The organism is Alcanivorax sp. P2S70 (assembly GCF_000475295.1).
Taxonomy (GTDB): Bacteria; Pseudomonadota; Gammaproteobacteria; order Pseudomonadales; family Alcanivoracaceae; genus Alcanivorax; species Alcanivorax profundi.
Genome location: NZ_AXBZ01000010.1, coordinates 102353 through 115855 on the forward strand (window position 1 = coordinate 102353; position 13503 = coordinate 115855).

Genomic DNA, 13503 nt, shown 5'->3' on the forward strand with positions numbered 1-13503 from the left:
CGACCGGGCTTCAAGCTGGGCGGCGATGCTAAGTACAGAATTCGATACAAGGAAAAAACCATGTCCAAAGTATTGCTTGGTGTGAACATTGATCATGTGGCGACCCTGCGGCAGGCCCGTGGTACCCGATACCCGGAACCGGTGCAGGCGGCGTTGGTGGCAGAGCAGGCGGGGGCCGATGGCATTACTGTGCATTTGCGTGAAGACCGTCGTCATATCAATGACCGTGATGTGGAGCTGCTGGCGCAGACCCTGCAGACACGCATGAATCTGGAAATGGCCGCCACGGAAGAAATGGTTGCTATCGCGACCCGTGTCCAGCCGGCACATTGTTGTCTGGTGCCAGAAAAGCGCGAGGAGTTGACCACCGAAGGCGGGCTGGACGTGGTCGGCAATCAGGCGTGGATTGCGCGGTGCTGCAATACCCTGGCGGACGCCGGTATCGATGTGTCGCTATTTATCGATGCGGATCCGGCACAGATTCGCGCGGCCAGTGAATGTGGTGCGCCCACCATAGAAATTCATACCGGTCACTATGCCGATGCCACCAGCTCCGACGTGCAGGCCGCAGAGCTCAAGCGTATTCGTGAGGCAACAGCGCTGGCGCTGGAGTTGGGGCTGGTGGTTAACGCCGGCCACGGTTTGCACTATCACAACACGTTGCCTATCGCGGCAATTCCCGGAATGAACGAGCTGAACATCGGCCATGGCATCATTGCCCGTGCGGTGATCAGTGGCCTTCACCAGGCCGTAAAAGACATGCGCGAGTTGATCGATCAGGCTTCTTGAGTAACGGGAAGCCAGAAAAAAACCTCCGCCCCTTATCGGGAGCGGAGGTTTTTTGTCTCAGCCTCCGGGTGCCGGGCGCCCGGTGTCATTACATTGGCAGTACTTCGAAGGTCCCAAGGTATTGCAGGCGGCGTTGCTCTGCTTTCTTGTGGACCGTTTTGTTGTCACTGGTGCCAATTTCCAGGAAGTAACGGCCTGCGGAGGGCCAGGTGATTTCGACAACCCCTTTCTTGTCACTGGTCACACTCCAGTCTTCCTGGCTGTCACGATAGCGGGTGCCACCGGGTACCAGTTCTACTTTCAGTTCCGGGGCGGGTTTGCCGTCCACCAGCAGGCGCCATCGGCTTGTTTCACCAGCATAGAGGTCATTGGGGTGGGTCAGCATTTCCAGCTCCAGCCCCTTGCCGGTGGGCTCAAGCGCGGTCTTGTTCGGGGCCCCCAGGGTGACAAAGGTCTCCAGACGGTTGTGGACTTCCATCAGCTTCACATTGCTGGCGTTCTTGGGCAGTTCGGCCAGCATCTTGTCGACGTCGTTGCCACGGCCCCGCTTGCGCTCGCCGTCCACTTCATACATCAGGAAGTAACCGGGCTTGGCCACGGCGATGCGATAGCTGCCTTCCTGCTCCAGTTCTACGTCGAATACGGAGCGGGTGTGCATCAGGGTCACATGGTCCACCGCAGCAGGCTTGCCATCTGGACCGGTGACTTCCACGCCGTCTACCGGGTAGGCGCGCTCAAAACCAAAAATCTCGTTGGAGATGCTGGCATCCACGGTGATCCACTGGGGCTCGGATACCGCGGTGTGGCTGGGGAGCAGCCACAGTTTGTGGGCTTGCGCGGGCATGGCTGTGGCCAGCAGGGTGGCCAGGCCAAGGTGTTTGATCAGGGAACGCATAATTCTCTCCTTCATCCTGTTCTGGGTGTGGTTCCGGGTCAGGGCGTGATGGTCAGGGTGACCGTGCCCAATTCGTTGCTGCCGTTAACGGTTTGGTTCTGGGTCTGGTCTGCGGGCCAGCTGAAGGGTAGCCGCAGCACCTCCCGTCCGCCCACTTCCCGGGCGGCTTCTACCACCAGTTCGTAGTCGCCTGCGGGCAGTGCTTTCAGCGCGTCGAGTTCAGCGAAATCCACGCTGTGGCTGCCGGGTGGCCGGGTCGCGCCTGTCAGGCCGTCATAGGGCCTGGACTGGCCACGGCCAGTGCGTCGCCACCACTGACGAATGTCCTTGAGCCACTTTTCCTGGTCGTCGTACCACAGGCCCAGCGGCACAATCGTGCTGCGGTCCGGGTTTTCTACCCAGAAGGCCACATACGGGGCGTGGTATTCGGCTACCCGCAAGCGGGGCACTTCCACTTCCACATTGAAACTGGCGGCCAGGGAATGGCCAGCCAGCAGGGTGAGACACAGGGTTGTCAGTACACGCATGGCGTTGTCCTTTAATGCATGAAGAAAATGATCAATAACCACGGGATCACAAGGCCGGCCAGTGTGACCGGCCAGGTGGCAGGCCGCCGTTTGGCATGAAGAAACATCAGGCCAAGGCCTGTAAGGGCGAACAGCAGGCTGGCGACGGCAAAGACGTCGATAAACCAGAACCACACCGTGCCGGTGTGCCGTCCCTTATGCAGATCGTTGAAAAAGGCAATCCAGCCCCGGTCGGTGACTTCCCCCATGAGCTCGCCACTATCGAGAGTAATGGCCAGCCAGGCGTCCCCGCCGGGGCGGGGCAGGGCGACATAGACTTCATCGGGGGCCCATTCGGCCTCTTTGCCGGTGCTGTCGAGGGCGAACTCCTGGTCCAGCCATTGTTGAACCGGAGCCGGTAGCGGCCCGGATTGCCGTTGGTTCAGCACGATCAGAAGGGAGTCGGGCAGCTGGCCTTCCAGGGGCTGGGTGACCGGGTCTGCCGGGATATCGTTGGCATGGTTCAGGGTGATGCCGGTAATACTGAACAACAGCAGGCTGATCAGGCAGAGTGCGGAACTGACCCAGTGCCACTGGTGGAGTTGTTTCAGCCAGAAGGCCTTGCGCTTCTTGTTCACGTTGAGACCCATGTCCAGAGTGAGCAGGGATGTTAATGAGAATGGTTATAGCTATACAGGTGATGAGGCGTAAAGAATGTAAGCAGGAGGGCAATGAATTTTGTTCAATAAAAAACTGGATTATGCGAATAGTAATTCTTATCATTTGCGGATGAATGCCTTTGCCCAGCTTCCCGCCCGACTTCTTATCATTGAGGACGATGCCGTCCTTGGTGGGCACTTGCGGGATTTTCTCTCCGACAGGAAGTACCAGGTTTCCCTTTGCGCCGATGGGGCTGTGGGCCTCGGTGAGGCGGCCAGTGGGCAATATGATCTGGTGCTTCTTGATATCCTGTTGCCCGGGCTGAATGGCCTCGAACTGTTGGCTGAGCTACGAAAGCAATGCCCGGTGCCGGTTATTGTGGTTTCGGCGTTGGGGGATGAAGAGGCCCGGATTCGCGGTTTGATCAGTGGGGCTGACGACTATCTGCCGAAACCCTTCAGCATGACAGAGCTTGGCGTCAGAATAGATGTGGTTCTGCGCAGGGTCGCGATGGAACGCAATCTGCGTGCCCGGGTTGAGGAGAGTGGTGGACTTCACCTCAATGACGCTGAGCAGATTGCCCTCTACAACGGGGATGATCTTGGACTAACGACCACTGAATTCCGGTTGCTTCAGGTCCTGCTTGAGCATCGCGAGCAGGTGCTCAGCAAGCCATTTCTCTATCAGGCAGTGCTCCATCGTGGTTGCGGCAGGCATGATCGCAGTCTGGATCTGCATGTTAGTCATTTGCGCAGGAAGTTGCGTCAAGGTGGGCTCCCGGACTCTCCGGTACGGACTGTTTGGGGGCAGGGGTACACCCTGATTACTGAACACTTGTGAGTTTCATCTCGCCTCTCTACCGTCACCGTCTGCTGTGGCGCCTTGTTGTCGTTCTGATTCCCACGGCGGTGATCACAATGATGGCTGGCTCGTGGTTGTTAGGCGAGCTGCGAAGTGATGCCCAACGATTAAGCGAACCGGCGAAGGCAGAACTGACAGCCTATGCCAGGGATGCCCAGCGTGCCTGGCGCGAGGGTGGTGAAACCGGCGTGGCGGCATGGCTTGCTTACATGCGCGAGCGGGAAGTCGGTGATATTGCCGTCGTTGATTCCCGCGACCAGTCCCTGAGCGGTATCCCCCTGACCGCAAGTGAGCGGGGCGGATTACGGTTTCAGCGTAGTTTGCGCAGTGGCATGAGCTTCCGTTACGGGAAGCGGATGCCATATGTTGGTATTCCCTTTCCGGACAACGCAGAAGACGGCCGCTTGCTGATTCAGTTGCCGCCGCGCCTGCGGCCTGGTGGTTATTGGCCTTATCTGGAAACGGTACTGCTGATTCTGATTCCTGGTTTGTCTTCTTTTGCCCTTGGTTTGTTGTTGTTCTGGCGAGTCAGGGTGCCCCTGAGAGCGCTTCAGAAACAGGTGTTGGCGTTCAAGGACGATACCCGTGCGAGAGTCGACCCGCCACTGAGCGATCGGCGGGATGAGTTCGGTGATTTAGCCCGAAGTTTCAACCGCATGGCGGATCAGGTTTCAGCCATGCTGGCCACTCAACGACAGCTGCTGAACGACATGTCCCACGAGCTCCGTACCCCTCTCAGTCGTTTGTCGGTCGCCCTTGAGTCCCGTATGGATGAAACCGCGTTACGGGATAGAGTCTCGGCTGAACTGGTCCGTATGCAGGCTCTGGTGGACGATACTCTCGCGCTTGGCTGGCAGGATACCGCCGTGGAGAAGGATCAGCTTCAGCCCCTTTCTGTCGTCGCCTTGTGGGATCTGGTTATCGACAATGCGTGCTTTGAAAGCGGCTGGGAGAAGTGGCGTTTTCCGTGTCTTCTTGCCAATGAAGCGACGATAAAAGGGCACCTTAATATATTGGCTCAGGTGTTTGAGAATCTTGTCCGAAACGCGATAAGGCATTCTCCTGCTGACGGGCAGATTGTTCTGGATGGTGTTTGTGAGGGAGGGAATTGGCATCTGACCCTGACGGATCAAGGGCCGGGTGTTCCTGTCTCAAGCCTTGAGAGCATTTTTGATCCTTTTGTCAGGCTGGATGCGGCGCGAAAAGAAAGCGGGTTCGGCCTTGGCCTCAGTATCGCGTTGCGAGCAGTGAGGCGCCTGGAGGGTGATATGTGGGCAGAGAACGCAACTCCGGGTTTGAAAATACACATTCGGCTTCCTGCTTCCCCTCCTGTATAGAATGTAAATCCCCTTTATTTGCAAATAAGAATTAATATCATGCGTGCCTGAATAGGGTTCAGTTCCCGCTGGACCTTCCTGTTTCTGTTTGGGGTAAATGCAAGGAGATGAGGAGTATGGCGATGCGCATGGGGGTTTTGGCTCTGGCGGTAGCGACTGCAAGCGCTACGGTATGGGCTGATGATCAGCAAGAAGCCTACGAGCTGGGGCAGGTTTCTGTCACGGCTGGCGGCTACGTACAGCAGGTCGAAGATGCGCCGGCGTCTATTAGTGTGATCAGTCGTGAGCAGATCGAGGAGCGTTATTATCAGGACGTGACGGATGTTCTTCGTGATGTGCCTGGCGTGGTTGTCACGGGGGGGGGAGCAGGCGATAACGGTACAGATATCGTCATTCGAGGCATGCCCGCCTCTTATACTCTGATTCTGGTCGATGGCAAGCCGGTCTCTACCCGTGAGACTCGCCCCAATGGTAGTGCTGGCTTCGAGCAGAGCTGGCTGCCGCCCGTGCAGAGCATCGAGCGGGTAGAGGTGATTCGCGGGCCCATGTCGACCCTGTATGGTTCCGACGCTATGGGGGGGGTAATTAACATCATCACCCGCAAGGTCGCCGACAAGTGGGGAGGCACCGCCCAGCTGGACACAATTATCCAGGATGATTCCCGCTCCGGGGATATTACCCAGGGTAACTTCAGTATGAGTGGCCCGCTCAAGGAAGGGCTTGCGGGGCTGCAGGTCTACGGTGGGTTTTATAACCGTGAGGAAGACCTTTTTGTGGACGGCTATGAACAGAAAGACCTGAAGAACCTGAATGCCCGGTTAAGCCTTACTCCGACAGAAAATCATGACTTCTCCATCGAGGCAAGCACCAGCGTTGATGAAAGACAATCGCTGATGGGGCGCAGTGCTGCCAGCACCGGATGTCGCGGCGGTTGTACAGATTCTTTCAATGAGCATACCCGTGAGGCCTTTTCCGTTCAGCATACCGGGCGCTGGGGCATTGGGACGTCAGAAACGTATCTGCAGCGTGAGCGGGCTGAGAATACAACCCGTGAGATGATTATCACCAATGATAATGCCAAAACCTCTTTGCTGATGCCGCTTGGCAATCACATGCTGACGGTCGGCGCTGATTTCACAAAGGAAAAACTGCGAGACGACACCTCCAACCGTATTTCTGAGCGAAATAAGGTGGAGAACTCCAAATGGGCCTTCTTCGTTGAAGATGAATGGATGCTCACAGACGCATTTTCGGTGACCGCTGGTGCCCGGGTCGATGACGATGAGAATTACGGTAGTCATGTGAGCCCGAGAGTCTATGGCGTTTGGGGATTCAGTCCGCGCTGGACATTGAAAGGCGGGGTGTCTACGGGTTTCCGTTCTCCGTCTTTGCGAGAAGTGATTCCAGACTGGGGGCAGGTGAGTCGAGGTGGCAATATTTATGGTAATCCTGACCTGCAACCGGAAACCTCGATTAACCAGGAGTTAGGTCTGTACTTTAATGCGGGACGGGCGCTAATGGCTAACGTGACGGTATTTCATACGGATTTTGAAGACAAAATTACCCGTATTGCCTGCCCGATTGAAATCTGTACCGATGGTCCAAACGATTTTGGCTCTGACCCGACCTATCGGGTCAATGTCGACGAGGCTGAAACCCAAGGGGTGGAGTTTGCCCTGTCGTCCACCCTTGCCAAGGTGTTGTCGGTGAACCTGAGCTACACCTACACCGATTCCGAGCAAAAGTCGGGAGAGTACGAGGGGGAGCCGCTTAACCAGCTGCCCAAGCATCTGGCCAGTCTGCAGCTTGACTGGCAAGCGACAGCAATGCTCTCTCCCTGGGCGACGGTGCGTTACCGTGGCGAAGAAAGCCAGCCGACTACCGGTCCGTCAAACAGTGCCATCATTGCGCCATCCAACACCCTTGTCGATGCTGGGGTGGGTTTCCAGTTAAGCCCGACGGCAAAATTGAATACCGGGATTTATAATCTGGCGGACAAGGAAATCTTCCAGGATGAATACGGTTACGTCGAGGATGGTCGACGTTACTGGCTGGGGGTGCAGGTCGATTTCTGATTGTCTTAATGCAGGTTAACAACGCCGGCGATAGCCGGCGTTGTTGGTTCTGACTCACATCATTTCCTGGATGCGGGCGCGGAACTCCGCGTCATATTGAGCCAGCTGCGCAATCTGGTTGTAAGTCTTCAACTCCAGACCGCTTTCTTTTACGGCTTGGACCATTTCCTGCTGGGCGTTGCGTTGTACTTTGATGGCTTCCTCAGGCTTGTCTCTGTTGGCCATGAGCTTGTCAGAGTATTTCTGCTGTATTTCACCCATTTGCTGCTGCGCATCGGCAAAGGCTTCCAGATCCTTTTCTGAAAACTCGGATGCTTTGGGTAACTCAGGCGATTGCATTGGTGTTTGCTGTGGGCTCGGGGTGCCCTGCGAGTTCGGGGTGGCGGGTTGCTGTGCATCGGCCTGGACTGCAAAGGTGGCTGATAGCAGTAAGGCAGAGAGCGTAGTCATGGTTTTGTTCATCATACATCTCCAGTCAGGGCTCCCGGTAGGGAGCATTTATCCGGCGGTATGAAATTGCCACCGGATCCTAAACGCTACGACCATAACGAGAGCACAAGTTCCTGTGGAAATGTAAACGAATCGTGAGGGGTGAACCGCTTCTCGCTCAGGCAAATAGAATTGCACACAGGTAACACTTTCCGGCTTTTCATTACAGGGAGTCACAGGTTCAATGGAGTTTGCAGCAGGAGAGGCTGCCAGAGCCCTGATAACAACCACAATGACAGGAGTGCAGGATGCAGATTTCATTGAAGATGAAGAGCGTCGCAGGAGTGATATCGGCGCTGATTTTGCCCGGCGCAGTTCAGGCGGAAACCTATCTGGGGGCCCAGGCCAACATGATGCGCATAGATCGGGGCGCGGTAAGTGACGCAGAGCTGACCGGTCTGACGCTGCGGGCAGGCATGGTGTTTCATGAGCTTGTCAGCGGGGAAGTGCGGTTGGGCAAGGCTCCGGACGAAGATACCTATCGCGGGATTACGGTGGAAAATGATGTCTACTATGGTGTCTACGCAAGGCTGACCCCCCCCGTCCCGTGGGCGGTGGCCCCTTATCTGGTTGGAGGCTACAGCTATGTCGAGAACGAATTTGATGATGAAATGGTGCGTGATGACGGCGCTGGCTTCGGCGGGGGCGTTGATATGGGCGTTAGCGATTCCATGACAGTCAATTTGGAATACCTTCGTCTTATTGATAATGATTTTGGAAAACAAGAGCTTATGGGACTAGGGGTCAGCTATTTCTTCTAGTCTGCGGGTGCGGGGTCTACTTCTTTCGGCTTCGCACCATATTCTTCTTCAGCATAAAACTATCACTATTTATTCCTTTATAATCTTCGCGCACCCCCTATCATGACCACTCGCCAACAGGATTATGAGGTTTAGCGAATCATGGGAAGTGCACAGCTGATCACACGTTTCGGGGACAATACTGCCGGACTGTCCAAAGACGCCCTGGCAGAGCTGAACCGTGTATACCGTCCGCTGAGCTTTGCCGAGCGCATACGTCGTGTCTATGAAGATTTTGCCCCTGAGCGAATCATGGTGACGTCTTCTTTTGCGGCGACCTCAGCGTACTTCCTGCACATCATCTCCACTATTCGCCCGCAGCAGCCGATCCATTTCATTGATACCGGTTACCATTTCGGGGAAACAATGGAGTACAAGGATTATTTGGTTGATCGGTTTGGGTTGAGTGTCATTGATGTCAAACCGGACCCGGACCACCACCAGGTTTCATTGGAAAACCGCATGTGGGAGACCGATCCTGATCTGTGCTGTCAGGTGAACAAGGTTAATCCGCTGGAAGAAGCCAAGGAAAACTATGACTTGTGGATTTCCAGCCTGATGGGCTGGACCACCGAGCATCGCTCCGGCCTGGAAATTTTTGAAGAGCGTCGAGGGATGATCAAGTTCAACCCGATGATCGACGTGACCAAGGAGCAACGCGACGATTACATCCGCGAGCATGACCTGCCGTTTCATCCTCTGGTGGAAGAAGGCTATGAGTCCATCGGTTGCAGCCACTGTACCTTCAAGGGCGAAGGCCGCGACGGTCGCTGGAAGGGCAACAACAAGACCGAATGTGGTATCCACCTTTAAGGTTGCATGCTGTTGCAGACAACGGGCGCCAAAGGCGCCCGTTTCTTTGAGCGGTGGCATTTGTCCTGTCGAGCGCTCGCACAATCTTGCGCAATCCCCGCCTATCGTCCGTTTCCTCGCTATGGGCAATGGGAAAACAGACAATCGCACAAACACAGGGTGCGAAGGGAAAAGCGAGCCAGTCCCTGTATTTTTGTAGCCGGGTCACGGTAAGCTTGTCGCTTGATTCTGTTCGTTGGGGTGTTTTTTGGATAACGAGTCCATCGTTTACGGTTGCATCAAGCATTTGCCGTTTGGCTCTTTACAGGAGCGCAAGGCCAGCTGCTTTCACAACCGTCGTGCCATACGCCAGTTACCCCAGGCGGACGAGTGGCCCTTCCTCTGCCGTGAGATGTTTTCTGTGCCGGGTGATGATCTGATGGGGGGGACGTTTCAGACCCAGGTGATTCACTTTGGCATGTCGTACCGTGCAGTGGAATATGAATGGGAGCACTGGGTCGCCAAATTCGAATCTCTGCTCAAAAACATGTATTGGGTCAATGCCGTCGTGCATCTGGAGACCGAACTTTCCGGCTTCCACACCTTCGTCTGGGACAGCGCCGACGTTTACCATGAGCCCTCAGACATGCCCTTGAGGGTGAGGTGTGAGTGGGCGCGTGAGGGGGCGATTTCTTGAGTTAACAGTGAATAGTTAACAGCGTCGCGAAAGCGACCTGGGGTTGATCACCGTATGAGGCCGCGCTCAGATTCTGGGCGCGGCCTCATACGTTCAAAAACTAAAAAAGTTGCTCGCGCAACTGTTCACTATTCACTGTTAATCGTTAACTGACTCATCCGCCTGCTCCTTCCCCATCACTCCCACACTCTCTGTAGCCTCATCAAACACCACAAACGCTTCGCCCCGCTTGAGTTGCTGGCGGACCTGTTCGACTTTGGTGGCGGTGAGGATTTCGGTGTCACCGTAGTCGGTGCCGTCACGGGTGACGAATTCCTCGATCAGGTTGTCGAGGGTGGCGGCGGGAATGTCTTTCCAGGGGACAATAATGGGCATAAAAATCAATGAACAGTTAATAGTGAATAGCTAACACCAAAACCGAGGGGGGTTGGTATGCACCTTGAAGATTACCCCCTCGAACGTGCAACTAGATCACCAGCAATTGAATTCCGGTGCCGATAATGACAATCCAGCTGGTCACAATGCCGAGTTGGCGAGGGGGGTTGGCACTGCTTCTGGGTACCAGCATGCCGTAGGCATACAGCAGGCGGCCACCAAGTAACAGCGCGCCATAGATATGCAGTGCAGTATCGCCGCCGCCGTTGATTTCCAGAAGGGCCATCAGCAGCAAGGCGAGTGGCACATATTCCATGGTGTTGCCGTGGGCGCGAATGGCTCGATTCACATCCTTGTGCCCGCCATCACCCAGCGATACTTTTTTGCCCAGGCGAAAACGCACCACGTTGGCGGCCAGGGCGATGACAAGAAAGCCGCACAATGCGGCGTAGATGGCGGTGATTGGCAAGCTGACAAGGTTCATGGTGTCCATCCTGATTGTTTTTTACGTTTGCGCACAATAAACCGTTCTGGTGCGAGGGCGTCAACCAGTTGTTGATCAACGGGCAAAGGATGTTTGCAGATCAGATCGGCAATCAGGTCGGCGCACAAGGGGGTGCCGGTAATCCCGCGGCTGCCATGGGCCAGATTCAAGTAGAGGCCAGTGGCGGGGCGGTGGGGGTTCTCGGTGGCAACGGGCAGAGGGCCGCAAAGAGGCAGGAAATCCAGGCTTTGGCACCGAAATGCCACGCGCCGGTCCACGATGTTGATTTGTTGGCCACCCAGCTCCAGCCAAAGCCGTGGGAGATAGCGTTCAAGCTGTGCCAGATTGGCCTGATCATCCTTCTCACTGGTTACAGGCGAATCATTGTGAAGATCAAAGGTGGCGCCAACACAGTGCAGGTCATCCAGCGCGGGCGTCAGGTAGCCGCCATGGCATTGCGCCTGCTGCCAGAGGCGCGAAGCCTCGGTGGCCTGGCAGTAACTCACCTGTCCCCGAATCAGTTTAAGTGGTAGCCACTGCAGGCCGGGCAGGGTCGTGGTATTTGCCGCAGTGCACAGCACAATGGCATCGGCGTGTCGGGATTGTCCGTTGCCCAGTGTCACTGTGGCGGGTTGGCCTTCGTGTACAGCGGTGACGCTAATTTTTTCGATTCGAATGTTGTCATGATCCAGCAGGTGCTGACACCATCGTGCGGGGCGAAGATAGCCGCCTCCGACCAGTTCGGCTGCGTGTTCTCCCTGCGCAATGAGCAAGGAGGAAGGCCAGGCGCCTGTCTCTAACGCCTGGGTCAGTTTTTCCTGTTGTTTGTCATCCACGTAGTGCTGCACGACACCGTTAAGTTGTCCGTCACTCTTGTCGCGGGGAAAGGCCTGGCGCGCTAACCAGCGTAAGGCGTGGCTGTAACTTTGCTGATAGAAGCGGTTTTGCGGCGTCAGGTGGGCACTTGGGGTGCTGTAGACCACCCCCGCCAGATTCCCGGAAGCATGCTGTGCAATGCCGTCAGGATCCATGACCGTGACCTTGCAGCCCCGTTCTGCCAGGGCGCGGGCGGTGGTGGCACCGGCGAGCCCTGCACCGACGACGATGACACTGGGTGAGTCCGCTGGACAGGAGGCAGGAGACCCGTGAGGAATTTCCCCGGTTAACATATGCCGCTTGTGCCCAAAGCCCTTGTTTTTATTCATCACGAAGCCACTTTCTTGCAAGCCTCGGCGGACAAAACCTGCTGCAGTAAAAGTGGCCAGCGTTGTCCCAGGGCGGCTGAGTCTGGCCATTTCGGCGAACAGGGCCGGTTGCCACATATCGGGGTTGCAAGCGGGGGCGAACCCGTCCAGAAACCAGGCATCAACGGGATGCTGAAAGAGTGACCAACACTGTTCTGCTTCTCCATAAAGCAGTGTCAGGCTGATCCTTGGGTGAAGCTTGAGTCGATGTTGACCTGGCGTCGCGGGAGGATATTCCGTTAGCAAGGCGTTGGCGAGGGAGGCCAATTCCGGCCAGTGCGCCAGCGCCGTGCGCATATCCTTCAGGGTCAACGGGTGTTTTTCTACGGATACCAGGTGCAGGTGTGCCTGCGGGGGGGCGGTCTGCAGGAAGCATTGCGCTGCCAGCAGGCAGTTAAGGCCTGTACCAAAACCGGTTTCCCCCACCACGAACAGCTGACCGGACGACAGCGTCGAGAAGCGTTCCGGCAAACGGTTGCCGTTGAGAAATACATAGCGGCTCTCGGCGATTCCATCCTGCCGGGAAAAATAGGGATCATCATAGTCCCTGGCGACAGGGATATCGCCTTGCCAGTCGAGATCGGCAGGGAGAATCGGGGCAAAAATGGTTGTTGTCATGTAAGCCAGAAGCCCAAAAGCAGGAGACGTCGATACCCCGCTAGTGTAGCGCAGTCGTAAATGGCTTGCCTGCGTGACGACGCAGCGAGGGTGTTGTTCTTACCCCTCGTCAGGCTTGGGGTTGGGCTGTGCTGCCCGGAATTCAGCCAGTGCCCGTTTGGTTTGTTGCAGCAACCAACGGGTATTTTGCTTATAGCTGGCGTTGTTAATCCGGATAAAGACATTCTCTTCGCGGGTAATCAGGAGAGCCTGGCTTTGGACGGGTTTGCCTGGCTCCACCCAACGCATCTGGACTTGTGCGGACGGTGCCCCTTCAAGATCAACAAGGTTTTCGCTGACAATCGTCAGTGCATTGGCTGGGTTGCTCAGCGCCCGCTGAACCCTGCGTTGACGGATCTCGCTGTAGAAGCTGGCAACAGAGCGATTCAGGTCCATTTCCTGCCAGCCCGCAGGCAGGGTACTGAGAATCACGTAGAGCGATTCTTGGGTTTCCGGGTGCTGATATCGCAATGTTCTGGCCTGGGCGGAACTGATCTCGCCGCTGAAGGTCATTTCTGCAATGCTGTCAGGGTAGTGAAAGTGCGCCAGATCCGCAGGTTCAGAGGCCAGGCTCTGCGGAAGATTGGGTTTGCTGTCTGCTCCGGTGTTCAGCTTGTTGAGCCTTTGTGCGTGCAGAGAATTGCTGTCAGAGCCTGCCGATTGCGTCGCGCAGCCTTGGCCCAGCAGCATTGATAACAGCAGAGAGGCGGCAACAGCGACAAAGCCTGGGCGGTGTATTGTTGTTTTCATTGGCACGGTCATCTTTTACACAGTGATCAATGTCGAGAGGTTAGCATAATACCGTCGGGGACAACGGAACGCGGTAGCAACGTTTTATACCG

At 56.0% G+C, this 13503-nt stretch carries 15 protein-coding genes; 7 read left to right on the forward strand and 8 right to left on the reverse strand.

From position 1 onward, the window contains the following. Positions 1–60 precede the first annotated feature (60 nt). The gene (pdxJ, locus tag Q672_RS21570) at positions 61–789 is read left to right on the forward strand and encodes a pyridoxine 5'-phosphate synthase (RefSeq protein WP_022984505.1); all 729 of its coding nucleotides are present in this window, start codon (positions 61–63) and stop codon (positions 787–789) included. Between the two features lie 88 nt (positions 790–877). Here the strand turns inward: pdxJ and Q672_RS21575 are convergent, their stop codons facing one another. Genes Q672_RS21575 through Q672_RS21585 form a run of 3 tightly spaced genes read right to left on the reverse strand, consistent with a single transcriptional unit; the run spans position 878 to position 2828 of the window. Continuing rightward, positions 878–1684 (reverse strand): DUF4198 domain-containing protein, encoded by an 807-nt coding sequence (locus tag Q672_RS21575; protein WP_022984506.1) that lies wholly within the window; start codon positions 1682–1684, stop codon positions 878–880. Positions 1685–1722: 38 nt separating this feature from the next. Further along, the gene (locus tag Q672_RS21580) at positions 1723–2211 is read right to left on the reverse strand and encodes a DUF2271 domain-containing protein (protein WP_022984507.1); all 489 of its coding nucleotides are present in this window, start codon (positions 2209–2211) and stop codon (positions 1723–1725) included. Between the two features lie 11 nt (positions 2212–2222). Next, positions 2223–2828: a PepSY-associated TM helix domain-containing protein gene (locus Q672_RS21585; RefSeq protein WP_035481845.1), complete on the reverse strand. Its 606-nt coding sequence runs from the start codon at positions 2826–2828 to the stop codon at positions 2223–2225. 100 nt (positions 2829–2928) lie between these two features. Between Q672_RS21585 and Q672_RS21590 the strand changes: the two genes are divergently transcribed. The 3 genes from Q672_RS21590 (at position 2929) to Q672_RS21600 (ending at position 7123) form a co-directional block, all read left to right on the forward strand. After that, positions 2929–3690 carry a response regulator transcription factor gene (locus tag Q672_RS21590; RefSeq protein WP_235047183.1) on the forward strand — a complete coding sequence of 254 codons (762 nt, stop codon included), beginning with the start codon at positions 2929–2931 and terminating at the stop codon, positions 3688–3690. Beyond that, complete coding sequence (locus Q672_RS21595) at positions 3687–5048, forward strand: sensor histidine kinase (protein ID WP_022984510.1); 1362 nt, start codon at positions 3687–3689, stop codon at positions 5046–5048. Before Q672_RS21590 ends, Q672_RS21595 begins: the two co-directional genes overlap by 4 nt. A gap of 116 nt (positions 5049–5164) precedes the next feature. Further along, entirely contained in the window at positions 5165–7123 is a 1959-nt protein-coding gene (locus Q672_RS21600) for a ligand-gated channel protein (RefSeq protein ID WP_022984511.1), read from the forward strand. A gap of 54 nt (positions 7124–7177) precedes the next feature. Here the strand turns inward: Q672_RS21600 and Q672_RS21605 are convergent, their stop codons facing one another. Beyond that, a complete protein-coding gene (locus Q672_RS21605; protein WP_235047184.1) occupies positions 7178–7588 on the reverse strand; it encodes a DUF4168 domain-containing protein in 411 nt (136 codons plus the stop codon). A 272-nt stretch (positions 7589–7860) separates the two neighbouring features. Between Q672_RS21605 and Q672_RS21610 the strand changes: the two genes are divergently transcribed. The 3 genes from Q672_RS21610 (at position 7861) to Q672_RS21620 (ending at position 9901) form a co-directional block, all read left to right on the forward strand. After that, a complete protein-coding gene (locus Q672_RS21610; protein ID WP_022984513.1) occupies positions 7861–8373 on the forward strand; it encodes an outer membrane beta-barrel protein in 513 nt (170 codons plus the stop codon). 141 nt (positions 8374–8514) lie between these two features. Further along, positions 8515–9225, forward strand: a complete 711-nt coding sequence (locus tag Q672_RS21615) for a phosphoadenylyl-sulfate reductase (protein WP_022984514.1) — start codon at positions 8515–8517, stop codon at positions 9223–9225. 247 nt (positions 9226–9472) lie between these two features. After that, a complete protein-coding gene (locus Q672_RS21620; protein ID WP_031226071.1) occupies positions 9473–9901 on the forward strand; it encodes a hypothetical protein in 429 nt (142 codons plus the stop codon). Positions 9902–10039: 138 nt separating this feature from the next. Here Q672_RS21620 and Q672_RS21625 read toward each other — a convergent pair whose 3' ends face one another. The 4 genes from Q672_RS21625 to Q672_RS21640 form a co-directional block, all read right to left on the reverse strand. Then, positions 10040–10276: a YheU family protein gene (locus tag Q672_RS21625; protein WP_022984516.1), complete on the reverse strand. Its 237-nt coding sequence runs from the start codon at positions 10274–10276 to the stop codon at positions 10040–10042. 91 nt (positions 10277–10367) lie between these two features. Then, a complete protein-coding gene (locus tag Q672_RS21630; RefSeq protein WP_022984517.1) occupies positions 10368–10760 on the reverse strand; it encodes an MAPEG family protein in 393 nt (130 codons plus the stop codon). Next, positions 10757–12622 (reverse strand): bifunctional tRNA (5-methylaminomethyl-2-thiouridine)(34)-methyltransferase MnmD/FAD-dependent 5-carboxymethylaminomethyl-2-thiouridine(34) oxidoreductase MnmC, encoded by a 1866-nt coding sequence (gene mnmC / locus Q672_RS21635; protein WP_022984518.1) that lies wholly within the window; start codon positions 12620–12622, stop codon positions 10757–10759. The genes Q672_RS21630 and mnmC overlap by 4 nt, the downstream gene beginning before the upstream one ends. A 99-nt stretch (positions 12623–12721) precedes the next feature. Beyond that, positions 12722–13411, reverse strand: a complete 690-nt coding sequence (locus tag Q672_RS21640) for a hypothetical protein (RefSeq protein WP_235047185.1) — start codon at positions 13409–13411, stop codon at positions 12722–12724. Positions 13412–13503 lie beyond the last annotated feature (92 nt).

Bases quoted from the DNA above. Each gene is read 5' to 3' on its own strand.
- Q672_RS21600 (WP_022984511.1), top strand. From the start codon at position 5,165: ATGGCGATGCGCATGGGGGTTTTGGCTCTGGCGGTAGCGACTGCAAGC.
- Q672_RS21625 (WP_022984516.1), bottom strand. From the start codon at position 10,276: ATGCCCATTATTGTCCCCTGGAAAGACATTCCCGCCGCCACCCTCGAC.
- Q672_RS21580 (WP_022984507.1), bottom strand. From the start codon at position 2,211: ATGCGTGTACTGACAACCCTGTGTCTCACCCTGCTGGCTGGCCATTCC.
- Q672_RS21605 (WP_235047184.1), bottom strand. From the start codon at position 7,588: ATGATGAACAAAACCATGACTACGCTCTCTGCCTTACTGCTATCAGCC.
- pdxJ (WP_022984505.1), top strand. From the start codon at position 61: ATGTCCAAAGTATTGCTTGGTGTGAACATTGATCATGTGGCGACCCTG.
- Q672_RS21575 (WP_022984506.1), bottom strand. From the start codon at position 1,684: ATGCGTTCCCTGATCAAACACCTTGGCCTGGCCACCCTGCTGGCCACA.
- Q672_RS21615 (WP_022984514.1), top strand. From the start codon at position 8,515: ATGGGAAGTGCACAGCTGATCACACGTTTCGGGGACAATACTGCCGGA.
- Q672_RS21610 (WP_022984513.1), top strand. From the start codon at position 7,861: ATGCAGATTTCATTGAAGATGAAGAGCGTCGCAGGAGTGATATCGGCG.
- mnmC (WP_022984518.1), bottom strand. From the start codon at position 12,622: ATGACAACAACCATTTTTGCCCCGATTCTCCCTGCCGATCTCGACTGG.
- Q672_RS21630 (WP_022984517.1), bottom strand. From the start codon at position 10,760: ATGAACCTTGTCAGCTTGCCAATCACCGCCATCTACGCCGCATTGTGC.
- Q672_RS21640 (WP_235047185.1), bottom strand. From the start codon at position 13,411: ATGAAAACAACAATACACCGCCCAGGCTTTGTCGCTGTTGCCGCCTCT.